Raw genomic sequence first — 22133 nt, forward strand, 5'->3', positions numbered from 1 at the left:
GCCCCCTGTCCCGCATTGCCCTACGGCAATGCAACCTCTCGACATCAAGACTCTGCATTGCCCTACGGCAATGCGGGATCGACCCTGCATTGCCGTAGGGCAATGCACCGTCACGGCGTCCACGCAGAGCGAAGGGGGCGGCACCGGATCACCGGTGCCGCCCCCTTCTCCTCGTGGAGCTCAGTCGTGGTCGATGTGTTCGGGGTCGCGCATGTAGGTCTTCTTGGCGTAGACCGCGCGGTTGATGAACCACGTGACCACCCACAGCAGGATACCGAGACCGAGCAGGATGCCGGCGATCTCGTACTGCTGCTGCTGCTCCTCGCTGCGGGCCCAGGGCCCGACGAGGAAGGCGCAGGTGAGCGCGGCGATGATCGGCAGGAAGGTCGGGGTCTTGAAGTGGTCGCGACCGACGTCGTCACGACGCAGCACGAGGACCGCGATGTTGACGACGGTGAAGACGGCCAGCAGGAGGAGCGAGGTCGTGCCACCCAGGAGCGCGACGACGGGGCTGTCGCTGCGCAGCACCACGTAGCTGATCAGGCCGTAGGCGATGAGCGTGGTGAAGAGGATGGCCACCCACGGCGTCTGGCGGGTCTTGTGGACGACGCCCAGACCGGGGGGCAGCACCTCTTGTCGCGCCATGCCGTAGACGAGTCGCGAGGCCATGAGCATGTTGATCAGCGCGGAGTTGGCGACGGCGAACATCCCGATGAAGGGGAAGATCTTGTCGAAGGGCAGGTCGGGCGCACCAGCGGCGACGACCTGGGTCAGTGCCGACTGCTCCCCGCTCACCAGCTCGCCGACGGGCACGAGCGCGACCGCGGTGATCGAGACGAGGACGTAGATGACTCCGGTGATGCCCAGACCGGTGAGCATGACCTTGGGGAAGATCTTCGACGGCTCGTGGGTCTCCTCGGCCATGTTGACCGAGTCCTCGAAGCCCACCATGGCGAAGAAGGCCAGCGCGGTCGCCATGGAGATGGAGATGAAGACGCTCTTGTCACTCGGGCTCTCGAAGACCACGGTGCGCGAGAAGTCCGCGCGACCCTGGGTCACGGCGTAGAGGCCGATGAAGATGATGAGCAGCAGGCCGGAGAGCTCGACGAGGGTGAGCACGACATTGGCCTTGACCGACTCCCCCACGCCACGCAGGTTGATCAGCGCGATGATCGTCATGAAGGCCAGGGCGATGACCAGCAGCGGGGTCGACCCGTTTTCCCAGTCCTGACCGAAGCCGTCCCGCAGGAAGCCGGCGAAGGCGTTGGAGGCGGTCGAGGCCGAGGTGATGCCGGAGCACATGACGGCGAAGGCGACGATGAAGGTCAGGAAGTGGATCCCGAAGGCCTTGTGGATGAAGGTCGCGGCGCCACCGGCCTTCGGGTATTTCGTCACGAGCTCGAGGTAGGAGAAGGCCGTCATCGTCGCGACGATGAAGGCCGCGAGGAAGGGAGCCCACGCGGCACCGCCGACCTCCGCGGCGACGTCGCCGGTCAGCGCATAGACACCCGTACCGAGGATGTCTCCCACGATGAAGAGGAGCAGGAGCTTGGGGCCCATGACCCTCTTGAGCTCGGTCTTCTCCTCACCGGCTTCGTGGTCCGAGGTGGCGACGTCGGACATGGGTCCTCCCTGGGTCGGGGTGCGCGGGGGGCGCACCGATCCCCTAACCGTGACCCAGAGCACGTCCACGTGCAACCACCGACGCGGCGACGCGCCGAGATCGTGTCCAAACGGGCCCCGTCGTGCCGGCCCGCCCGGCCTCAGGCGTCGATCCGCTCCCGGTCGAGCTGATCGGCCGAGGAGACGATGAAGTCGCGCCGCGGGTCGACGTCCTTGCCCATGAGCAGCTCGAAGACCTCCTCGGCGATCTCGAGGTCCTCGGTCGTCACTCGTCGCAGCATGCGGTGCCGCGGGTCCATCGTCGTCTCGGCGAGCTGGTCGGCGTCCATCTCGCCCAGACCCTTGTAGCGCTGGATCGGCTGCTTGATGTTCTTGCCCCGGGAGTTGAGCGACGACAGCCGTTTGCGCATCTCGGCCTCGGAGTAGGTGTAGATCAGCTCGTTCTTCTTCGAACCGGGGTTGACCACCTCGATGCGGTGCAGCGGCGGAACCGCGGCAAAGACCTTGCCGGCCTCGACGAGCGGGCGCATGTAGCGGAAGAAGAGGGTGAGCAGCAGGGTGCGGATGTGGGCGCCGTCGACGTCGGCGTCGGTCATGATGATGACCTTGCCGTAGCGGGCCGCGTCGAGGTCGAAGCTGCGCCCGGACCCAGCACCGATGACCTGGATGATCGAGGCGCACTCGGCGTTCTTGAGCATGTCGCCGACCGCGGCCTTTTGCACGTTGAGGATCTTGCCGCGGATGGGCAGCAGCGCCTGGAACTCGCTGTTGCGCGCCTCCTTGGCCGTGCCCATGGCCGAGTCACCCTCGACGATGAAGAGCTCGGTGGCCTCGACGTCGCTGCTGCGGCAGTCGCGCAGCTTCGGCGGCAACGACGAGGTCTCCAGCGCGTTCTTGCGGCGCTGGGTCTCCTTGTGCAGCCGCGCGGAGATGCGCGACTTCATCTCGGCGACGACCTTTTCGAGGAGCTGGGTCGCCATCTGCTTGTCGCCGCGCTTGGTCGACGTCAGCTGCGAGGTCAGCTCGGTCTCGACGACCTTGGAGACGATCTGGCGCACGGCGTTGGTGCCGAGCACCTCCTTGGTCTGGCCCTCGAACTGGGGCTCGGCCAAGCGCACGGTGACCACGGCGGTCATCCCGGCGAGGACGTCGTCCTTGTCGACCTTGTCGTTGCCGACCTTGAGCTTGCGGGCGTTGACCTCGAGCTGCTTGCGGAAGACCTTGAGCAGGGCCTGCTCGAAGCCGGCCACGTGGGTGCCGCCCTTGGGCGTGGCGATGATGTTGACGAAGGAGGAGAGCTTGGCGTCGTAACCGGTCCCCCAGCGCAGCGCGATGTCGACACCGCACTCGCGCTCGACCTCCGTCGGGGTCATGTGGCCCTTGTCGTCGAGGACCGGCACCGTCTCGGTGAAGGTGCCGGTGCCCTCCAGCCGCCAGACGTCGGTCACCGCCGCGTCCGGCGCGAGGAAGTCGACGAACTCGCTGATGCCGCCGTCGTGGTGGAAGACCTCCTCGAGCGACTCGTCGCCCCGCTCGTCGCGCACGACGAGGGTCAGGCCGGGCACGAGGAAGGAGGTCTGACGGGCCCGGGCCGCGAGCGCCTCGCGGTCGATCGCCGCACCCTTGAGGAAGATCTGCGGGTCGGCCCAGTAGCGCACCCGGGTGCCGGTGACACCGCGCTTGGCCTTGCCGACGACCTCGAGCTCGCTGCCCTTGTCGTACGGGACGAAGTCGTGGTCCGGCGACTTCGCCCCCTTCGCCCCGGCGTTGTCGGAGAAGGTGCCGGGCTCGCCGCGGCGGAAGCTCATGGCATAGGTCTTGCCGCCGCGGTCGACCTCGACGTCCAGGCGCGAGGAGAGGGCGTTGACCACGGAGGCGCCGACACCGTGGAGACCACCCGAGGCGGTGTAGGAGCCACCGCCGAACTTCCCGCCGGCGTGCAGCTTGGTGTAGACGACCTCGACGCCCGTCAGGCCCGTGCGCGGCTCGATGTCGACCGGGATGCCGCGGCCGTTGTCGCGGACCTCGACCGACCCGTCGGCGTGCAGCACGATCTCGATCCGGTCGCCGTGGCCACCCAGCGCCTCGTCGACGGCGTTGTCGATGATCTCCCACATGCAGTGCATGAGGCCGCGCTGGTCGGTGGACCCGATGTACATGCCGGGCCGCTTGCGCACGGCCTCGAGGCCCTCGAGCACCTGCAGGTGGTGCGCGGTGTAGTCCTGGGCGGACTTGCTGCTCGCGGTCTTCTTCGCGGTGGTGGCTGCCGGAGGCACGAAGGGGGCCTGTCCTTGCGTCGTCGGGTGGTGGGCTCCTCGCAGGGTAGACCGCCCCACCGACGACCCCCGGGAGGCAGCGCCGGTGTCCCCGCAGCGGTGTGCGCTCGGTCACGGCACGCGGAAAGGGTGCAGCGCGGGAAGGCTTTGGCGTGTTTGACTGTTGACTCGGACGTCCACGGAACGACGCATGAAATGAGGCACCACGTGAACGCGACTCTGGCCAGCCCCCTGACCGCAGCCGACCGCTGCGACCGTTGCGGAGCCAAGGCCTACGTGCGCGCTCGGCTCCACGCCGGGGGCGAGCTGCTCTTCTGCGCCCACCACGGGCGTGAGCACATCCCCGCGCTGAAGGACCTCGCCGAGATCGACGACGACTCCGCCCGGCTCGACGAGAGCACCCCCGCCTCGGCCCCGGTCGAGGAGCGCTGAGCGGGCTCCCGCCGTGCTGACCCTCGCTGCCGAGGCCACCCACGACCCGACGTCGATCGCCCTGGCGGTCGGCATCGTCATCTTCGTCGTCGGTGTCCTCGGCATCGTCATCCCGGTCCTGCCGGGTCTCCTGCTCTGCGTCGCCGCCGTCCTCGTGTGGGCCGGCTTCACGGGCGGCACGACGGCCTGGGTGACCTTCGGCATCGTCGCGGTGATCTACGCCGTGACCCTGCTGCTGCAGTTCCTCATCCCGGGACGCCGGATGAAGCGCGAGGGCGTCGGCGGCATGACCCTGGCCCTCGGCGTCGTCGGCGCGATCATCGGGCTCTTCGTCATCCCCGGCATCGGCCTGCCCATCGGCTTCGTCGTGGGGATCTTCGCGGCGGAGTACGTGCGCTTCCGCGACCTCGACCGCGCCTGGCAGGCGACGAAGTCGGCCCTGCGCGGGGTGCTGCACAGCATGGGGATCGAGCTGTCGGCCGCCGCGCTCATCGCCGTCGTGTGGGTCGGCGGGATCCTCGTCCACTGACCCGTCGCTGCTCGAGGTGGCCTTCGGCGGGACCTACCAGCCCTGACCCTGCTGGCGCCGCTCCTCCCAGCGCGCCTCCATGCGCTGCATGAAGCTGCCCTGGTGCTTGCTCCTGGGCGAGCGCCCCTTGCCCGGGCGGGATGCTCCCTTCGACCGCGGGGTGCGGGCGCTGCGGACGGACCCGTCGGAGCCGACGACCCCCAGACCCGCACCGTCACCGGAACGACCCGGGGTCAGGGCAAGGGCCACCGAGGCGACGATGAGGGCGAAGCCGGCGACGCCGACCCAGATGCTCGTGTTGATGCCGAGCAGGACCAGCCCGAGGCCCGCGAGGGCACCGACGATGCCCAGGGCCATGCGGCGGCGGTCTCCCCCGGGGCCACGCACGCCGTTCATCTGCGAGGCGAAGCGAGGGTCCTCGGCCCGGATGGCCTCTTCCATCTCCTCGAGCATCTGCCGCTCGCGCTCCGACAGCGCCACGGTGACCTCCTGACCAAGCCTGTTGTCGGGCGGGCTCTCTGCCCGCGGGGTGCACACGGCGGGCTCGCCGCCGTGGTCTCCTCATGATAGGTCGCCTCAGCGCCCTGCGGTAGGTGGGCGCTCCCGTCGACCTCGATCGGAGATCAGGCTCGCCGGGCGGACACTGCCCGCACCGAAGCGGGCGCTCGCCCGGTCGACCGCCCGATCGGCGTCGCGCCACCCGTGCTCCGGCTCGTCGAGCGCCACCTGGACCGGCGTCGACGAGGCCTCGGAGAGCTGCTCGACGCGCACCCCGACCAGACGGACGCGGGCGCGCTGCAGGCCGAGGGCGTCGTAGAGCTCACGGGCCAGCGCCGCGATGTCGCGGGAGACGTCGGTGGCATCGCGAAGGGAGCGTGACCGCGAGATCGTCGTGAAGTCGGCGAAGCGCACCTTGATGCTCACCGTGCGTCCGACGAGATCGGCGGACCGCAGCCGCGAGGCGACCTTGTCGCTCAGGGCCAGCAGGGTGCGGTGGACGACGTCGGGGTCGTCGACGTCGTGGTCGAAGGTGCGTTCGTTGCCGATGGAGCGCTCGCGGCGGACCGGCTCGACGGACCGCGGGTCGCGGCCCCAGGCGAGGTCGTGCAGGTGGCTGCCGGTGGCCTCGCCGAGGGCTCGGACCAGGGTCTGTCGCGGGGTGTGCGCGATGTCGGCAACGGTGCGCAGGCCGAGGCGGGAGAGCGCCTCCTCGGTCTTGTCCCCGACACCCCAGAGGGCTCCGACGGGCAGCTGCTGGACGAAGGTGACGACCTCGTCGGCCGGGATGACGAGCAGCCCGTCGGGCTTGGCCAGGCCGGAGGCGAGCTTCGCGACGAACTTCGTGCTCGCGACACCCACCGAGCAGGTGATGCCCTGCTCGTCGGCGACGGTGTCGCGGATGCGCTGGGCGATCGTCGCGGGCGAGCCCATGAGGCGCACGGCACCGGCGACGTCGAGGAAGGCCTCGTCGCTGCTCAACGGCTCGACGAAGGGGGTGATGTCGGCGAAGGTCGCCATGACCGCCGAGGAGATGCGCGAGTAGAGCTCGTGCTCGGGCGGCAGGACGGTCGCCTGCGGGCACAGCCTCCGGGCGCGGCCCATCGGCATCGCCGAGGTGACCCCGAAGGCGCGCGCCTCGTAGGTCGCCGAGAGGACGACCCCGCGGTTGCCCCCACCGATGATCACCGGGGTGCCGACGAGCTCGGGGTGGGCGATCAGGGAGGCGGACGCGAAGAAGGCGTCCATGTCGACGTGCAGGATCGTGCACCCGGTGTCGTCCGGGGGGCCGTGGCCGACCCGCGGTGGGGGCCGGTACTGACGCCGGCTCATCGCGGCCTCAGTCGCGGCGGGCGACGAGGTGGACCGCCGCGCCCAGCCCGGACAGCCCGGTGCGGCCCTCGTCGGCGGCAGCGATCTCCTCGAGCTCGAGCAGGGCCGCCCGCTCGGCGTCGGAGTCGACGAAGGCGCTCGGGACGAGGTCGCTGAAGAGCCGCACGCCCCGGGCCTCGAGGGTGCTGAAGCCGGCGCGGGTGAGCATCTCGGCGAGCTCGTCGCGGTCGAAGCGGCGCGGGATCGGGTCGTCGTCGCCCCAGCGGCCGTCGGCGCTGGTGAGGGCGGCCTTGGCCTGGTCGAAGCGCCCGGCGATGGCGCGCGCGAGGACGGCGGCGACGCGCTGGGCGGTCACGAGGGAGAGGTGGCCCCCGGGGGCGAGGACCTCGGCGATGCGTGCCAGCGTGGCGGTGGGGTCCTCGACGTACTCGAGGGTGCCGTGGCAGCACAGCAGGTCGATGCTGCCGGGCTCGACCGTGCCGGCGAGGGTGTCGGCATCGCCCTGGACGGCGCTGATGCGGGAGGCGGCGTCGGACTCGGCGACCCGGCGGCTCAGCGAGGCGAGGGCGTCGGGGCTCGGGTCGACGACGGTGACGGTGTGCCCCTGCTCGGCGAGCGCGACGGCCAGGCCGCCGGTGCCGCCGCCGAGGTCGAGGACGCGCAGGGGCCGCGAGAGCTCACGCTGGCGCGACTCGCTCAGGGCACGGACCTGGGACCACACGGCTGCCGTACGGACATTGCCCTCGACCCCGCTGCCTCCACGGCGCCATGCTCGCTCGTCGCTCATGGCCCCAACCCTAATGGGGACGAGTGACACCCCTCGGGTGGATGTGTCCGGGTGGGGTGGGTTCACCCGGGTACATCCACCCTTGGGCAGCGCGAAGAGAGCGAACGTCAGGATGCTGGCGACGACCGGATGATGCTCCAGACGTCGAGGTCCTTGCGCACGTCGCCGATCCACTGCCAGGAGCGCAGCCCCCCTTCGCGTTGGTACCCGCACGCCGCGGCCGCGCGCCACGAACCGTCATTCCATGGCTCGACGTGCAGCTCGATTCGGTGGACCTCATCGTGACCCAGGGCCCATTCTGTGAGCCCGGCGAGGGCCGCGGTGAGATAGCCGCGGCGACGAAACGGCGGCGCCACCCAGTAGCCGGTCGTGGTCCGGCCGGCGTCGATGTCACGGGTCCACAGCCCGATCTGGCCCACGGCGTGGCCGTCGGCGGCATCAGCGATCGCGAAGGAGTATCCCTGCCCCTCGGGCAGCCGGTCGTGCTGCCGGCCGATGTAGGCCAGCGCATCCTCTCGCGTACCACTCGTCGTGACTGTCGTGATGAGCGGGATGAGCGGGATGAGCGGGTCGTCGGCGACCGAACGGACGAGATCGACGTCGCCGTCCTCGAAGGGGCGCAGCAGCACCGGCGGGCAGACGAGCCGGGTCATGGCGGTGGGCAGCGAGGTCATCTCGTCATTGAAATACAGATCGCGAGTCCCGACACGCGATCTGTATTTCAATCGGGGCGAAGGGGGCTGACCCGGCCGGTCTGCACCCTCAGTGCCCGGAGCTGCCGGGCGAGGAGTGCCACAGCTTGCGCGGGGGCTCGACGCCGGTGCCGGCGGGACGGGTGTCGGCCCACGGCGACTGCCGGAAGCCCGAGGCGTGGACGAGCACCCGGTGCCCCTCGGGCTGCTGGTGCGCGGCGTCGCGGGCTCGGGCGAGGTCGTCGGCCTCGTCGAGCGCGGCGTGCACGGCGGTGATGCCGCCGCGCTGCCAGGCCTCCCACAGCGTCGACAGCTCCCACGCGCCGGAGGCGAGCACCGAGACCCCCCGCGGCCCGGCCCGGCGGATCGTGCCGCGCACGAGGAGCAGCCAGGAGTGGAAGATCGTCGCCGCGTAGGGCCCCTGGACGTCCTCGAAGAAGGTCGCGTCGACCGGCCCGGTCGCGTCGTCGACGGTGAGGAAGACGACCCGGCGCCCGGAGCGGATCGGTGGGGTCTGGGTCGCGACCTTGACCCCCGCGGCGAGGATCTGGGCACCACTGCGCACCGAGAGCAGGTCGGCGCTGCGGGTCACCCCGAGCGCCTCGAGCATCGGCGCGTAGAAGTCCATGACGTGCCGCGAGGCGTCAAGCCCGAGGATCTCCAGCTCGGCACCCACCTGGTCGGGCACGCTCATCTCGGGCAGGCCGACGCCCTCGCCGAGCACCGGGGAGTCGCCGAGGTCGAGGGTCAGCTGGCTCGCGACCGGGGTCGGCGTCGTGCTCGTACGCACCTGCTGCGCCCCGGGTCGCCCCGCGGCCCAGGCCGGCGCCTCGACCGCCCGGGTCCGGGTGCCCCGGCCACCAGCACCCCGCCCCCGCGAGCGCCCGGTCGCCGCCCGGGACCAGCGGTCGAGCTCGGCGACGTGGAGCAGCAGGTCGCGTCGGGTCAGCCGCCCCCGGTGGCCGAGCCCCGGCCCACCGCGGTCGGCGCCGGTGCCGTGGACGGAGTCGAAGGCCCCGACGAGGACGAGCCGCTCGACGACCGGCCGGCTCACCCGGGCCCGCTGCCAGAAGTCGGTGAGCGAGTCGAAGGGGGCCCCGGCGACGACGCGGGCGATCTCCCCTTCGCTCATGCCCTTGACGTCGGCCAGCGAGAGCCGGATCGCCCACGTCGACCCGTCGGGCAGGTCGGGGTCGTCCGGTCGGGGGCCGGGGACGGGGGCGCGCTCGACGCGGTACTCCCCCGTGCTCGCGTTGACGTCGACGCCGAGGATCGTCACGCCGAGCGAGCGGGCCTCCTCGAGGAGCAGCCGCTTGGGGTACATGCCCGGGTCGTGGGTGAGCACGCCGGCGAGGAAGGCCGCCGGGTGGTGCGCCTTGAGCCAGGCCGACTGGTAGGTCGGCATGGCGAAGGCCGCCGCGTGCGCCTTGCAGAAGCCGAAGGACGCGAAGGCCGCGAGCACCGCCCAGATGCGGTCGACGTCCTCCGGCGGGTACCCGCGCGCGGCCGCCGCCGGGCGCCACCACGCCTCGATGCGTGCCTGCCCGTCGGGACTGCCCATCGTGCGCCGCACCTCGTCGGCCTGGGCGAGGGTCGCCCCGGTCGTCTCGGCGATGATCCGCAGCATCTGCTCGTGGAAGACGACGACCCCCTCGGTCTTGGCGAGCGCGGGCACGAGCCGGTCGTGGAGGAACTGCGGCCGGCTCCACCCGTGCCGGGCCTCGAGGAAGGGTCGGATCATGTCGGACTTCACCGGGCCGGGGCGGAAGAGCGAGATGTCGATGATCAGGTCGTCGAAGACGGTCGGCGCGAGCTTGCCGATGAGCTCGCGCTGCCCCGGGCTCTCGATCTGGAAGCACCCGAGCGTGCGGGTCGTGCGGATCATCGCGAAGGTCGCCGGGTCGTCGAGCGGCACGTCGGACCGGCCGTCGAGGTCGACCCGCTCCCCCGTGACCCGCTCGACCTCACCGACGGCATGCGCCATCGCCGACTGCATACGGATGCCGAGGACGTCGAGCTTGAGCAGCCCGAGCGCCTCGACGTCGTCCTTGTCGAACTGGCTCATCGGGAAGCCCAGCCAGCTCGACTCGACCGGGGTGCGGTCGAGCAGCCCGCCGTCGGAGAGCACCACCCCGCACGGGTGCAGGGCGATGTGTCTCGGCAGCCCGTCGAGCCGCTCGACGAGGTCGAAGAGCGTCGTGAGCCGCCCCCCGTCGAGGCTGCGGGTGCGCAGCTCGGGCAGCTCGGCCATCGCCGAGCGCACGTCGCGGGCCCGGATGTGCGGGAAGGCCTTGGCGATCTCGTCGACCTCGGCCGGTGGCACCCCGAGCGCGGCGCCGACGTCGCGGATCGCGTGCCGCGCCTTGTAGGTGTCCATCATCGACACGCACGTCACCCGGTCGCGGCCGAAGCGCTGCAGGACCAGCTCGTACATCTCGGTGCGGCGGGCCGACTCGACGTCGATGTCGATGTCGGGCAGCTCGGCCCGCAACGGCGAGCAGAAGCGCTCCATGAGCAGGTCGTGCCGGATCGGGTCGATCGCACTGATGCCGAGCAGGTGGTTGACCAGGCTGCCGGCCCCGGAACCACGGGCGGCGACCCGCACCCCCGCGCCGGTGATGATGTCGACGACCTCGGCGACGGTGAGGAAGTAGGTCGGGTAGCCCAGGGCCTCGACGACGTCGAGCTCGTCGGCCAGCCGCTCCTCGACCTGCCGCAGCACCGACGGCGGCGCGTCGGGGTAGCGCGCGCCGATCGCCGCCCGGCAGCGCTGCGCGAGCACCGCCTGCGGGTCCTCGTCGGGGCGCAGCCCGAGCACGTGCGCCTCGGGCAGGTGGACCCGGCCGATGCCGAGGTCCTTGCGGTCGTCGAGCGCGCACCCCATCGCCGTGCGCGCCGTCTCGTCGAGCAGCGCCGCGGCCCGTTGCCGGGGGCTGGCGCAGGCAAAGCCCCCGGCACCCCCGCCGAGAACCGCCGCGACCCGCTCGGCGCGCGCGGCCATCGTCGCGTCGTCGGCGAGGTGCCCGGCGGTCGTCACCCGGTCGAGGTGGCGGGTGTCGAGGACGACGAGGCGGCGGGTCGCGTCGAGGACGTCGGCGGTCGCCGCGTCATGCGGGTGCAGGTGCCGCACGGCGGCGGTGAGCACGGCCGGCACGTCGCAGGCATCGGCGAGCCCGAGCAGGTGGGCGGCGTGGCCGGTCGACGCGGGCGTGCCCGGCGGGCCGCCGTGGTCGACGACCTCGATGGCCACGGCCCCCGGCGGCAGCAGCCGCTGCCAGGCCCGCAGCCGCTCACGGGCGACGTCGGGCCGGCGGGCGAGCAGCGCGGCACCGACGTCGGAGGTCGGGCCGAGCAGGAGCAGCAGCGGGGCCGGCTCGTCGGGCCCCGGCGCCGCCGCGTGCCGGGCGAGCATCGCCGCGGTCGCGACGGCCTCGCCGCGCTCACCCGTGAGGTGCACCTCGCTGACGAGCCGGCACAGCCGTGCCCAGCCGACCCCGTGCGGCACCCCGGCACCCGCCCCGCGGGCGAGGACGGTGACGCGCGGGTGCCTCGGGTCGACCTCGGCTCCCCCGCGCACCGGGGTCCGCCGCCGGTCCGGGGCGCGCCCGCCACCGTCGACGGCGAGATCGACCCCGAGCACCGGGGCGATGCCCGCGGCGGTCGCGGCCCGGACGAAGCGCACCGCCCCGTAGAGCCCGTCGCGGTCGGTGAGGGCGAGCGCCGGCTGCCCGAGCTCCGCGGCCCGGGCCACGAGGTCCTCCGGTGTCGTCGTGCCGTGCCGAAGGGAGAATCCCGACGCCACGTGCAGGTGGGCGAAGCTCACCCGGCCTCCCCCCTTCGCCGCATGTCCTCGAGGTCGTGCGAAGGGGGGATGGCGACGAGGTCGGCGGTGACCCGGACCGGGGGCAGGCCGAGCACGCCGGAGACGATCCGCACGAAGTCCTCCCCCTGGCGGAGCAGGTCGTCGACCTCCCGGACCGACATCGGCCCGGACGCCCCGTGGCCGGGGCGGGAGCCCCCTTCGGGCAGGACGGTCGCGAAGAAGTCCGCCCACTCGGTCAGCTCGGGCGCGACCCGCGGCAGCAGGCGCCACACGTCGACCGGGCCGTGACCCCGCGGGCCGGCCAGGTCACGGACGGTGAGGACCGCCGCGGCAGCACGCAGCACCGCGACCCGGGTGCCGGCGCTGCGGGCGGCGACCGAGCGAGCCATGTGCGCGCCGGACAGACTCTCGCCGGCGGCGGTGAGCAGGTCGAGCGCGGCGTCGAGCCGCTCGGGATGCAGGACGGGGACGGCCACCACGACGACCGCCTCAGTCCTGGGTCCGCAGGAGCTGCCACCCGGCGGACCCGCCCGACGCGACCTCGCCGTCGACACCGAGGTCGTAGACCCCCGGCGCACCGGCCCGGCCGCGCTGCGCGCTCACCCGCCACACCTCGCGGGCGAGCGGCACCTGCGCCAGCGCGCCCTCGCTCGAGCGCCACCACGCGTGCCGCTCCTGCCAGTGGTCGACGACCTCCGTCACCCGGTAGAGCCGCCCCCTCCAGAGGAACTGCTCGGGGACCGCACCACCGACCGGTCGCGGGTCGCCCACCCGCACCTCGATGGCCTCCTCGACGAGCCTGACCATGACCACTCCCTTCGCTCGAACACCTGTTCGAACACAGTACGCCGGGGGGCCGACACCCCGTCAACCCGGTCGACGTAGGCTGGTCACGACCCGGTGATCCGACCACGGAGCACCGACACCACCGCCCCCTTCGTCACTGGAGCCCACGTGCCGCACCCGTTGGACCGGGCCGACCTGCGCTCGCGGGTCCAGACCCGCATCGACGTCGAGCTCGACCGCTGGGCCGACGAACTCGCCGAGATCGGGCCCGACGTCGTCGACCTCACCGACCCCGTCCGGGCCCTGCTGCAGGGCGGCAAGCGGCTGCGGGCCGGCTTCGCCTACTGGGGCTGGCGGGCCGCCGGCCGCGACGACCACGAGGGCGCGATCGCGCTGGCGGCGGCGATGGAGCTCTTCCAGGCCGCCGCTCTGGTCCACGACGACGTCATGGACGACAGCGAGACCCGCCGCGGGGCCCCGGCGATGCACCGGGCCCTCGCCCGCGCGCACTCCGAGCGCGCCTGGCACGGCGACCCCGAGCGCTTCGGCACCGCCGGCGCGATCCTCGCCGGCAACCTCTGCCTCGGCTGGTGCGACGACCTCTTCGCCGACTCCGGCCTGCCACCCGAGTCGCTCACCGCGGCCCGACCGGTCTTCGAGCGGATGCGCGGCCAGCTCATGGGCGGCCAGTTCCTCGACATCGTCACCTCGATGCGACCGTGGCACGACCTCGCCGACGACGAGCGCATCGAGTGGGCCCGCAAGGTGATCCGCTACAAGAGCGCGAAGTACTCCATCGAGCACCCGCTGCTCATCGGCGCGACCGCCGGCGGCGCCTCCGCCGCCGACCTCGACGCGCTCTCCCGCTACGGCCTGGCGCTCGGCGAGGCCTTCCAGCTGCGCGACGACGTGCTCGGCGTCTTCGGCGACCCCGAGGTCACCGGCAAGCCCGCGGGCGACGACCTGCGCGAGGGCAAGCGCACCGTGCTCATCGCCCGGGCCCTCGCCGGCGCCGACGACGTGACGACAACCCGCATCGACCAGTGGCTCGGCGCTCCCGACCTGGGCACCGACGAGGTCGAGGCCTTCCGTGAGCTGCTCGTGGCCACCGGCGCGCTCGAGGGTGTCGAGCAGGACATCGCCGCGGGGGCACAGGTCGCCCGCGAGGCCCTCGCCGCGGCGGTCGGCGTCGGCGGCGAGGCCCGTGAGGTGCTCACCGAGCTCATCGACGCGACGACGGCCCGCAGCACCTGAGGCCTACGCCTCCTCCATCGCCCGGCGGCGCACCTCGGTCTTGAAGCCGGCACGGATCGCCGCGATCGGCGTCGGCCCGCCGGGCAGGGTCTCGTCGTGGGCAAACATCCACTCGACGATCTCCTCGTCGTCGAAGGCATTGTCCGACAGCACGGTGAAGGTCCCCGCGAGCTCGGGCAGCGGCCCGTCCTCGCCGAGGAAGTCCACCGGCACCGACAGCACCTTGCGCTCCCCGCGGCGCACCGCGACGAGCTGGCGCTCGTCGAGCATCCGGCGCACGTCGCTCAGACGCACGTCGAGCCTCTCGGCCACGTCGGGGAGGGTCAGCCAGTCGATCTGCGCAGGGGTCTCGTCCACGCCCGACAGTGTGTCAGCCGCTCCCCGAGATCCCGCGCGAAGGGGGCGCGTCGCCGTTCATCCGGCCTCCTGAGGAGATCTTCGGTACCGTCGGTGCCGAATCAACATACGTCACACCAGTCACACGCACCCCATGCCACCGGGCGTCCCCTGCGCCCCGTACATCGGAGTCCCCCTTGGTCCTTCCGCTCATCGTCACCGTCCCGGCCACTCCCGTGTCCCCGGCGATCGACCTGACCGCCGAGACCACCACGCACGTCACCTCCTCCGCCGGGTCGCGCCACCACACCGTGCGCTCCGGCGAGACGGTCTACGACATCGCCGCGCGCTACCGCGTCTCCCCCGCCGCCCTGCTCTCCCGCAACGGCCTGTCCTCGAGCGACTTCATCCACCCCGGCCAGAAGCTCACGGTGCCCGGCCGCGCATCGGGCGGGTCCTCCCCTTCGTCCTCGGCCAAGCCCGCCCGCTCCGGGGCGACCCGCGGCTACACCGTCCGCAGCGGTGACACCCTCTCCGGCATCGCCGCCCGCCACGGCATGAGCGTCGACCGGCTGCGCAGCCTCAACAACCTGGACCGGGGCTTCATCCACCCCGGCCAGCAGCTGCGCGTCACCGGCACCGCCGCCAAGCCCGCCAAGCGGGCCACGAGCCGACCCGCCGCGACGGGGTCGTACACCGTGCGCTCCGGCGAGACGCTCTCCGGCATCGCCGCCCGCCACGACATGAGCGTCACCCGCCTGGCCAAGCTCAACGACCTGAGCACCCGCGACCTCATCCACCCGGGCAGCACGCTCAAGGTCACCGGCTCCTCGAGCCCGGCGAAGAAGGCATCGCGACCGGCGAAGAAGAACAACACCTTCGCCGGTCGCACCTACGCCGACCACATCGTCGACGCCGCCGACCGCAACCGCTCGACCCTGGCCGCCCGCTCGGTGCCCAGCCGCGACGCGACCAAGGACAAGATCACCCGGATCTCCCGCCAGCACGGCGTCGACCCCTCCCTGGCCCTGGCGATCTCCTACCAGGAGTCCGGCTGGGACCAGCGTCGGGTCTCCGTCGCCAACGCCGTCGGCGCGATGCAGGTCATCCCGAGCTCCGGCGAGTGGGCCTCGCAGATGGCCGGGCGCGACCTCGACCTGCTCGACACCGACGACAACATCACCGCCGGCGTCCTGCTCCTCAAGGTCCTCACCCAGCAGGCCGACACGACCTCCGAGGCCATCGCCGGCTACTACCAGGGCCTCGCCTCGGTGGAGAGCAACGGCATGTACGGCGACACCCAGCAGTACGTCGCCAACGTCAAGGCACTCCGAAGCCGGATGTGACGGGCTGACGCAGGGGGCGAACCTAGACTTTGGGCGTGACCACCGCATCCACGCACCCGCTCGTCGGCGATCTCGTCGACGGTCGCTACCGCGTGCTGCGCCACCTCGCCGACGGCGGGATGGCCACGGTGCTGCTCGCCACCGACACCCGGCTCGACCGGGAGGTCGCGCTCAAGGTCATGCGCCCAGACCTCGCGGCCGACGAGACCTTCGTCTCCCGCTTCCGCCGCGAGGCCCGCTCCGCCGCGCGGCTGAGCCACCCCAACGTCGTGCCCGTCTTCGACCAGGGCGAGGACGGCGGCCAGGTCTTCCTCGCGATGGAGTACGTCGAGGGACGCACCGCGCGTGCGGTGGTCGACACCGAGGGCGCGCTCACCGTCCGCGCCGCGCTCGACGTCCTCGAGCCGGTGCTCACCGGTCTGGCGGCCGCCCACGAGGCCGGCTACATCCACCGCGACGTCAAGCCCGAAAACATCCTCATCCCCGAGCGGGGCGCGATCAAGGTCGCCGACTTCGGCCTGGCCCGGGCCGTCACCTCGCAGACGACCACCGCCGAGGACGGGGTGCTCTTCGGCACGGTCGCCTACCTCTCCCCCGAGCAGGTCGAGCGCGGCATCGCCGACGCCCGCAGCGACGTCTACGCCGCCGGGCTGATCCTCTTCGAGCTGCTCACCGGGCAGCGGGCGATCGACGGCGAGTCGCCGATCCACGTCGCCTTCCAGCACGTCCACGGCTCGGTGCCGCGCCCCTCCGAGCGGGTCGAGGACCTGCCGGGCGAGCTCGACGACCTCGTCGCCCTGGCCACCGCGCGCGACCCCGACGAGCGCCCGCGTGACGCGGGTGCCTACCTCGCCGAGCTGCAGCGGGTGCGCGCCGGCCTGACACCCCAGGAGCTCGACCGTCGGCCGCACGTCGTCGCCGCAGGAGCCGCGGCCACTGCCTCCCCGCAGTGGCGGTCGGCGGGTGGCGCAGCGGCCACCGTCGCCCACCCACGCCCCGAGCGCACGCGCGCGATCGACACCGGTGCCGCGAGTGCCGCGAGTGCCGCGGGTGGCACCGGCGCAGCGGGTGGCGCCTCGACAGCTGCAGCGGAGCCCCCTTCGTCCCGGCGGGGGTGGCGCCGCGCGCTCGTCGCACTCCTGCTCGTCGTGGCGCTCGCCGCCGGCGGTGGCTGGTGGTGGACCCAGGAGGGCCCGGGCAGCACGGTTGTCGTGCCCGACGTCACCGGCCTCTCCCGCGCCGACGCGGAAGCCAGCCTCACGCAGGACGGCGACCTGGGCTACGTCGAGTCCTCGGCCTTCGACGAGCAGGTGCCCAAGGGCGAGGTCATCACGTCCAACCCGCCGACCGGCACCGAGCTGTCGAAGGGGTCCGACGTCACCGTCGTCGTGTCCAAGGGGCCCGAGCGCTACGAGGTCCCTGACCTCACCGGCCGCACCGCCGCCCAGGCCAGGACCACGCTCGAGCGACGCACCCTGACGGTCGGTGCGACGACGCAGGCCTGGGACGACGACGTCGCCAAGGGCCGCATCGTCTCGACGACGCCCGCCCCCGGCACCGAGGTCAAGCGCGACGCCAAGGTCGCCCTCGTCGTCTCCAAGGGACCCGAGCCGGTGGCCGTGCCGACGGTGACCGGTCAGGGCGCCGAGGCGGCGACCGGCGCGATCGAGGAGGCCGGGCTCGAGGTCACCCGCGCCGACGACGCCTACTCGACGAGCGTGCCCAAGGGCTCGGTCATCAGCCAGTCCCCGAGCAGCGGCACGCTCCTGCCCGGCGAGACCGTGACGATCACCGTCTCCAAGGGCCCGGAGATGGTGGCCGTCCCGTCGGTCGAGGGGCTGAGCCGCTCTGCGGCGACGACCAAGCTGGAGGCCGCGGGCTTCAAGGTCGCAGTCCAGACCTTCCTCGGTGGGCCGCTCGACGAGGTGCGCGCCTCACGCCCGAGCGGCGGCACCGCCCCCAAGGGCTCGACGGTCACGATCCTCGTCGTCTGACGCACTCAGGTGGTCGCCCGACGAAGGGAGTCAGACCGCCGGCGCGTAGTGCGAGGCGTCCCCCGTGATCGAGCGGCTGCGCTCGCCGTCGATGCCGACGGGCACCTCACGGCGACGGTGACCCGCTCGAGACGGCGGGGCAGCCCGTCGTAGTTGTCCGGCGCGTAGTGCTGGGTGATCTGGTGGTCGAAGATGACGAGCTGGTCGGGCTCCCAGACGACCCGGACGACATTTTCCGGGCGGGTGACATAGCTCTGGAGCAGGCGCAGAATGTCCCGGCTCTCGGTCTTCGACAGCCCGACGAATCGGGAGACGAAGCCACCGAGGTAGAGGCCCCGCTCCCCCGTGCGGGGTGGTTGGCGGATCGACGGTCGACGAAGGGAGGCTCGTCGCCGGTGGTGGGAGTGCTGGGTCGCCGGGGGTCTGCATTGCCGTAGGGCAATGCAGGTTCAGGTCGGCCGGGCTTCGCATTGCCGTAGGGCAATGCGGATTCAGGTCAGCGACAGAGGGCGCTGTTGACCCGCAGCAGGTCGACGTGGCGCCGCAGCGCCGGACGCAGCGACCGCGGTGCGGTCGTGACGGTGGTGCTCATGGGTGTCCGTCCTGTCATGAGGCCGGTGAGTGCCTCGCGCTTGCTCCGGCCACGACGACCGGAGCCAGGTCCTCACCCGGAGCACCCCACCGCGAGTGGAGGGTTGCCGCCCAGCAAGCCGGGGCTTGACGCTGGATCTCGTGACCTGCACAAGAACCTACGCGGTTCCATCTCCTACTGCAAAGGAAGGAGTTAACTGTCTCGCCATCCGGACCTCTCGAGTCCCCTTGCCCGGCAACGGGACCCGGCTGACTCGACAGGTGGTTGTGTGGTCAACCGGTAGCGCCGGGTGCCGGCAGCGCCCCGTGAGCGTCGCCGGTGCCCAGGGCTACCGGTTCAACACACAACCATCAGCACCACGAAGGGAGTGCCGCAGCGAGCGCGACGAAGGGTGGGGTCGACGCGAATCAAGGAAAAGTCCGGACTGCCTGGGCCCCCATGAGGGGCAGACCACGCGGTCCGGACTTTTCCCCAGCGTCGACCCCACCCTTCGGCGGGCACCCCGGTCTTCGGCAGGACGGGCGAGAGGGACTCAGCCCTCGCTGAGCATCTCCGCGGTGAGGAAGGCCAGCTCCAGACTCTGCTGGTGGTTCAGGCGCGGGTCGCAGACGCTCTCGTAGCGCTTGTTGAGGTCCTCGTCGAGGATGCGCTCGGCGCCGCCGAGGCACTCGGTGACGTCGTTGCCGGTGAGCTCGACGTGCAGGCCACCCGGGACGGTGCCCAGAGAGCGGTGCACCTCGAAGAAGCCACGGACCTCGTCGACGACGTCCTCGAAGTCGCGCGTCTTGAAGCCGGACGCGGACTCGAAGGTGTTGCCGTGCATCGGGTCGCAGATCCAGGTGACCATCGCCCCGGAGTCACGGACCTTTTCGACGATGGCCGGCATGGCCTCGCGGATCCGGCCGGCCCCCATGCGGGTGATGAAGGTCAGGCGGCCGGGCTCACGCTGCGGGTCGAGCAGGTCGATGATCCGCAGCAGCTCGTCGGGGTCGGCCTTGTCGGAGACCTTCATGCCGATGGGGTTGCGGATCCGGCTGACGAAGTCGAGGTGCGCGTGGTCGATCTGCCGGGTGCGCTCGCCGATCCACAGGAAGTGCCCCGAGGTGTCGTAGAGGTTGCCGGTGCGCGAGTCGACGCGCGTCATCGGCCGCTCGTAGTCGAGCAGCAGCGCCTCGTGGGCGGACCAGAACTCGGTGGCCCGCATGGCCTCGAAGTCGACACCGCAGGCGGCCATGAAGCGCATCGCCTTGTCGATCTCGCGGGCCAGGCCCTCGTAGCGCCGGTTGGCGGCGTTGGAGACGAAGCCGACGTTCCAGTCGTGGACGCGCCGCAGGTCGGCGAAGCCGCCCTGGGTGAAGGCGCGCACGAGGTTCAGCGTCGCGGCGCTCGTGTGGTAGCCGCGCAGCAGGCGCTGCGGGTCGGGCTCGCGCGACTCGGGGGTGAAGGCGAAGTCGTTGACCATGTCGCCGCGGTAGGCGGGCAGGGTCACGCCGTCACGGGTCTCGGTGTCCTTGCTCCGCGGCTTGGCGAACTGCCCCGCCATGCGGCCCATCTTGACGACCGGCATGCCGGCGCCGTAGGTGAGGACGGCGGCCATCTGGAGCACGGTCTTGATCCGGTCGCGGATGTTGTCGGCGGTGGCGTGGACGAAGGTCTCGGCGCAGTCACCGCCCTGCAGGACGAAGGCCTCGCCGACCGACGCCGCGGCCATCCGGTCGCGCAGGTCGTCGCACTCGCCGGCGAAGACGAGCGGCGGATAGGTCGCCAGGCTCGCCACGGTCTCGTCGAGGGCGGCGCGGTCGGGCCAGCTCGGCTGCTGGGCGGCCGGCAGGTCGCTGTCGATGGTTGCGGCGGTCATGGGCGCGGGGACTGCAGTGGTCACCCGTCAAGGATAGGCCGCGACCCCCTTCGCCCCGGCACCCGTCCAGCCACAGGACGAAGGGAGGTCACTCCGGCTGGTCGAGGCCGCGGCTGATGGCGAAGCGGGTCAGCTCGACGCGGTTGTGCAGGTGGAGCTTGCCGAGGATGTTCTGCACGTGGTTTTGCACGGTGCGGTGGGAGATGACGAGGTCGGCGGCGATCTCCTTGGCCGTCATGCCCATGGCGACGTAGCGCAGGATCTCGGTCTCGCGCTCGGTGAGCTCGGGCACCGGCGAGGCCGACTCCTCCTCGGCCACGGCAGGTGCGGTGCGGGCCCGGCTGCTCATCTCGCGGAACTCGCCGAGCACCAGGCCGGCGAGCCCCGGGGTGAAGACGGCCTCTCCCTCCCCGGTGGCCGTCACGGCGTCGCGGATCTCCTGCGGCGAGGCGGACTTGACGAGGTAGCCGCTGGCGCCGGCCTTGACCGCGGCGAGGACGTCGTGCTCCTCGCCGCTCGCGGAGAGGATGAGCACCTTGGTCGTCAGGTCGTTGATCGCCGTGCACACCTCGTCGCCGCGCAGTTGCGGCAGGTTGAGGTCGAGCACGAGCACGTCGGGGGTGGTCGCCCGGGTGCGCCGGACGGTCGACGGGCCGTCGGCCGCGGTGCCGACGACCTCGAAGCCGGCGTCCTCGAGGTCGCGCACGAGGGCGTCCCGCCACAGCGGGTGGTCGTCGGCGACGAGGACCTTCAGGGGGGCGGTGGGCTCGCTCATGGGGCCGAGCCTGCCATGTCGCCCGTCGGCACGGTGAGCGTGACGGTCGTGCCGCCGGTGCCCGGCGAGCGCCAACTCGCGTCGCCGCCGAGGTCGAGCATGCGGCCGCGGATCGAGCTGCTCGCCCCGAGCCGCCCCTGCTCGGCCGCCTCGACGAGTCGGTCGGGGGCCATCCCCACGCCGTTGTCGCGGACGACGACCTCGAGACCGGTCTCGTCGGCGTCGAGCAGCACCCAGGCCTTGGCTCCCGCGCCTGCGTGCCGCTCGACGTTGTCGAGTGCCGCGGCGACGGCGGCCTCGACCTCACGGGCGGTCGCGGCCGGCACGGTGACCGGCCCGGCGGGCAGCACGACGTCGACCCGCGCCGAGCGAAGGGAGGCCAGCCCCGCAGCGAGGTCACGCACCTGCGAGCCGGAGTCCGCGGACGTGGAGGGCGACGAGGCGTCGATGGCCGCCGCCGGCTCGACGCGGGTGATGAGCGTGCGCAGCGAACGTTCCTGGTCCGCGGCAAGGTCGGCCAGGGCCTCCCCTTCGCCCCCGAGCTGACGACCGCGACGGTTGATCATCGCCAGCGCCTGCAGCACGCCGTCGTGGACCTCGCGCCCGATGCGCTCCCGCTCGGCCAGCCGCTCACTGGCCGCGAGAGCCTGCTCGAGACGCTTCTGGCTCTCGCGGGCCAGCTGCACGGCCAGGCCGACGAGGATCCCGAGGATGTAGAGCAGGAAGATGTTGTGCCAGGTCAGCTGGCCGGGATGCTCAGCCTGGATGAGGTTGGCCGTGGCGATGACGGTGGCCGCCAGGACGCCGCCGCGGATCCCGCTGAGCAGAGCGCCGGCCATCACCGAGGCCGCGCTCCACACCCCCGGGACCGTGGAGATGCCGGCGCTCACCTCGACGGGGTCGTAGACCTCGCTGGTCAGGAAGATGCCGATGCAGGCGATGGCCAGCTCGACGGCGATGGCCACCCACGTCGGTCGCGGCAGCAGCGGCGCGGCGACCGACCACGCGAGCGCGACGACGAAGAAGACGACGATCGGCCACCACAGGATGACGTGCTCGCGGTGGACGCCCACGAGGATGCCGGCGTAGACGAGCGCGACGAAGCGGTAGAGCGCCAGTCCCCGGCCCCCGGCGCTGTCGATGAGCGGCGACGGGTTGTAGTGCCGCCGCAGCGCGCTCGACCCGGGGTCGATGACCACG

The 22133-nt window shown here is 72.1% G+C and carries 18 protein-coding genes, 1 pseudogene and 1 riboswitch; of the genes and pseudogenes, 5 read left to right on the forward strand and 14 right to left on the reverse strand.

The annotated features are described in order from the left end of the window. Window positions 1-180 precede the first annotated feature (180 nt). Both B9B60_RS06825 and B9B60_RS06830 read right to left on the reverse strand, forming a co-directional pair. Window positions 181-1623, reverse strand: coding sequence for an APC family permease (locus B9B60_RS06825; RefSeq protein WP_084450447.1), 1443 nt, complete (start codon window positions 1621-1623; stop codon window positions 181-183). 140 nt (window positions 1624-1763) lie between these two features. Beyond that, window positions 1764-3899, reverse strand: coding sequence for a DNA gyrase/topoisomerase IV subunit B (locus tag B9B60_RS06830; protein ID WP_084450448.1), 2136 nt, complete (start codon window positions 3897-3899; stop codon window positions 1764-1766). 207 nt (window positions 3900-4106) lie between these two features. On the opposite strand from B9B60_RS06830, the gene B9B60_RS06835 reads away from it, so the two are divergent. After that, window positions 4107-4331, forward strand: coding sequence for a DUF7455 domain-containing protein (locus B9B60_RS06835; protein WP_223277818.1), 225 nt, complete (start codon window positions 4107-4109; stop codon window positions 4329-4331). Window positions 4332-4344: 13 nt separating this feature from the next. Further along, complete coding sequence (locus B9B60_RS06840) at window positions 4345-4860, forward strand: DUF456 domain-containing protein (RefSeq protein WP_084450450.1); 516 nt, start codon at window positions 4345-4347, stop codon at window positions 4858-4860. Between the two features lie 33 nt (window positions 4861-4893). Here B9B60_RS06840 and B9B60_RS06845 read toward each other — a convergent pair whose 3' ends face one another. From B9B60_RS06845 to B9B60_RS06875, 7 genes are all read right to left on the reverse strand, one after another. Further along, window positions 4894-5340: a DUF3040 domain-containing protein gene (locus B9B60_RS06845; protein ID WP_084450451.1), complete on the reverse strand. Its 447-nt coding sequence runs from the start codon at window positions 5338-5340 to the stop codon at window positions 4894-4896. 96 nt (window positions 5341-5436) lie between these two features. Further along, window positions 5437-6690 (reverse strand): DNA polymerase IV, encoded by a 1254-nt coding sequence (gene dinB / locus B9B60_RS06850; RefSeq protein WP_084450452.1) that lies wholly within the window; start codon window positions 6688-6690, stop codon window positions 5437-5439. Window positions 6691-6697: 7 nt separating this feature from the next. Continuing rightward, window positions 6698-7477, reverse strand: coding sequence for a methyltransferase domain-containing protein (locus tag B9B60_RS06855; RefSeq protein WP_084450453.1), 780 nt, complete (start codon window positions 7475-7477; stop codon window positions 6698-6700). Window positions 7478-7584: 107 nt separating this feature from the next. Further along, on the reverse strand, window positions 7585-8151 hold the full coding sequence (locus tag B9B60_RS06860) for a GNAT family N-acetyltransferase (RefSeq protein ID WP_223277817.1): 567 nt from the start codon (window positions 8149-8151) through the stop codon (window positions 7585-7587). 88 nt (window positions 8152-8239) lie between these two features. Next, window positions 8240-11992, reverse strand: a complete 3753-nt coding sequence (locus B9B60_RS06865; protein ID WP_084450454.1) for a DNA polymerase III subunit alpha — start codon at window positions 11990-11992, stop codon at window positions 8240-8242. Beyond that, complete coding sequence (locus B9B60_RS06870) at window positions 11989-12468, reverse strand: SAV_6107 family HEPN domain-containing protein (RefSeq protein ID WP_143445475.1); 480 nt, start codon at window positions 12466-12468, stop codon at window positions 11989-11991. The genes B9B60_RS06865 and B9B60_RS06870 overlap by 4 nt, the downstream gene beginning before the upstream one ends. Window positions 12469-12481: 13 nt before the next feature. Next, the gene (locus B9B60_RS06875) at window positions 12482-12799 is read right to left on the reverse strand and encodes a DUF6504 family protein (RefSeq protein ID WP_200811175.1); all 318 of its coding nucleotides are present in this window, start codon (window positions 12797-12799) and stop codon (window positions 12482-12484) included. A gap of 93 nt (window positions 12800-12892) precedes the next feature. Here B9B60_RS06875 and B9B60_RS06880 point away from each other — a divergent pair, with 93 nt between their 5' ends. Next, on the forward strand, window positions 12893-14032 hold the full coding sequence (locus B9B60_RS06880) for a polyprenyl synthetase family protein (RefSeq protein WP_234993780.1): 1140 nt from the start codon (window positions 12893-12895) through the stop codon (window positions 14030-14032). A 3-nt stretch (window positions 14033-14035) separates the two neighbouring features. Here the strand turns inward: B9B60_RS06880 and B9B60_RS06885 are convergent, their stop codons facing one another. Continuing rightward, window positions 14036-14389, reverse strand: a complete 354-nt coding sequence (locus B9B60_RS06885) for an Rv2175c family DNA-binding protein (protein WP_084450456.1) — start codon at window positions 14387-14389, stop codon at window positions 14036-14038. 176 nt (window positions 14390-14565) lie between these two features. On the opposite strand from B9B60_RS06885, the gene B9B60_RS06890 reads away from it, so the two are divergent. Together B9B60_RS06890 and pknB are read left to right on the forward strand one after the other, a co-directional pair. Beyond that, the gene (locus tag B9B60_RS06890; protein WP_159451167.1) at window positions 14566-15714 is read left to right on the forward strand and encodes a LysM peptidoglycan-binding domain-containing protein; all 1149 of its coding nucleotides are present in this window, start codon (window positions 14566-14568) and stop codon (window positions 15712-15714) included. Between the two features lie 35 nt (window positions 15715-15749). Beyond that, window positions 15750-17708 carry a Stk1 family PASTA domain-containing Ser/Thr kinase gene (pknB, locus tag B9B60_RS06895; RefSeq protein ID WP_084450458.1) on the forward strand — a complete coding sequence of 653 codons (1959 nt, stop codon included), beginning with the start codon at window positions 15750-15752 and terminating at the stop codon, window positions 17706-17708. A 30-nt stretch (window positions 17709-17738) separates the two neighbouring features. Here the strand turns inward: pknB and B9B60_RS06900 are convergent. The 4 genes and pseudogenes from B9B60_RS06900 to macS all read right to left on the reverse strand — a co-directional run. Next, a pseudogene (locus B9B60_RS06900) lies at window positions 17739-18064 on the reverse strand (TauD/TfdA dioxygenase family protein); the annotation flags it as partial. 267 nt (window positions 18065-18331) lie between these two features. Next, window positions 18332-18446: riboswitch (SAM riboswitch) on the reverse strand. Between the two features lie 386 nt (window positions 18447-18832). Then, entirely contained in the window at window positions 18833-20158 is a 1326-nt protein-coding gene (locus B9B60_RS06905) for a class II 3-deoxy-7-phosphoheptulonate synthase (protein ID WP_072624422.1), read from the reverse strand. A gap of 88 nt (window positions 20159-20246) precedes the next feature. After that, a complete protein-coding gene (locus tag B9B60_RS06910; protein WP_084450459.1) occupies window positions 20247-20933 on the reverse strand; it encodes a response regulator in 687 nt (228 codons plus the stop codon). Next, window positions 20930-22132 (reverse strand): MacS family sensor histidine kinase, encoded by a 1203-nt coding sequence (gene macS, locus B9B60_RS06915; RefSeq protein ID WP_084450460.1) that lies wholly within the window; start codon window positions 22130-22132, stop codon window positions 20930-20932. Before macS ends, B9B60_RS06910 begins: the two co-directional genes overlap by 4 nt. Window position 22133: the final 1 nt, after the last annotated feature.

Origin of the sequence: Janibacter indicus (assembly GCF_900176385.1) — a bacterium.
Classification (GTDB): Bacteria; Actinomycetota; Actinomycetes; order Actinomycetales; family Dermatophilaceae; genus Janibacter; species Janibacter indicus.

What these genes read in the sequence shown, in the direction of transcription:
- B9B60_RS06825 (WP_084450447.1), bottom strand. Translation starts at nt 1,623, where the DNA reads ATGTCCGACGTCGCCACCTCGGACCACGAAGCCGGTGAGGAGAAGACC.
- dinB (WP_084450452.1), bottom strand. Translation starts at nt 6,690, where the DNA reads ATGAGCCGGCGTCAGTACCGGCCCCCACCGCGGGTCGGCCACGGCCCC.
- B9B60_RS06855 (WP_084450453.1), bottom strand. Translation starts at nt 7,477, where the DNA reads ATGAGCGACGAGCGAGCATGGCGCCGTGGAGGCAGCGGGGTCGAGGGC.
- B9B60_RS06860 (WP_223277817.1), bottom strand. Translation starts at nt 8,151, where the DNA reads ATGACCTCGCTGCCCACCGCCATGACCCGGCTCGTCTGCCCGCCGGTG.
- B9B60_RS06875 (WP_200811175.1), bottom strand. Translation starts at nt 12,799, where the DNA reads ATGGTCAGGCTCGTCGAGGAGGCCATCGAGGTGCGGGTGGGCGACCCG.
- B9B60_RS06905 (WP_072624422.1), bottom strand. Translation starts at nt 20,158, where the DNA reads ATGACCGCCGCAACCATCGACAGCGACCTGCCGGCCGCCCAGCAGCCG.
- B9B60_RS06910 (WP_084450459.1), bottom strand. Translation starts at nt 20,933, where the DNA reads ATGAGCGAGCCCACCGCCCCCCTGAAGGTCCTCGTCGCCGACGACCAC.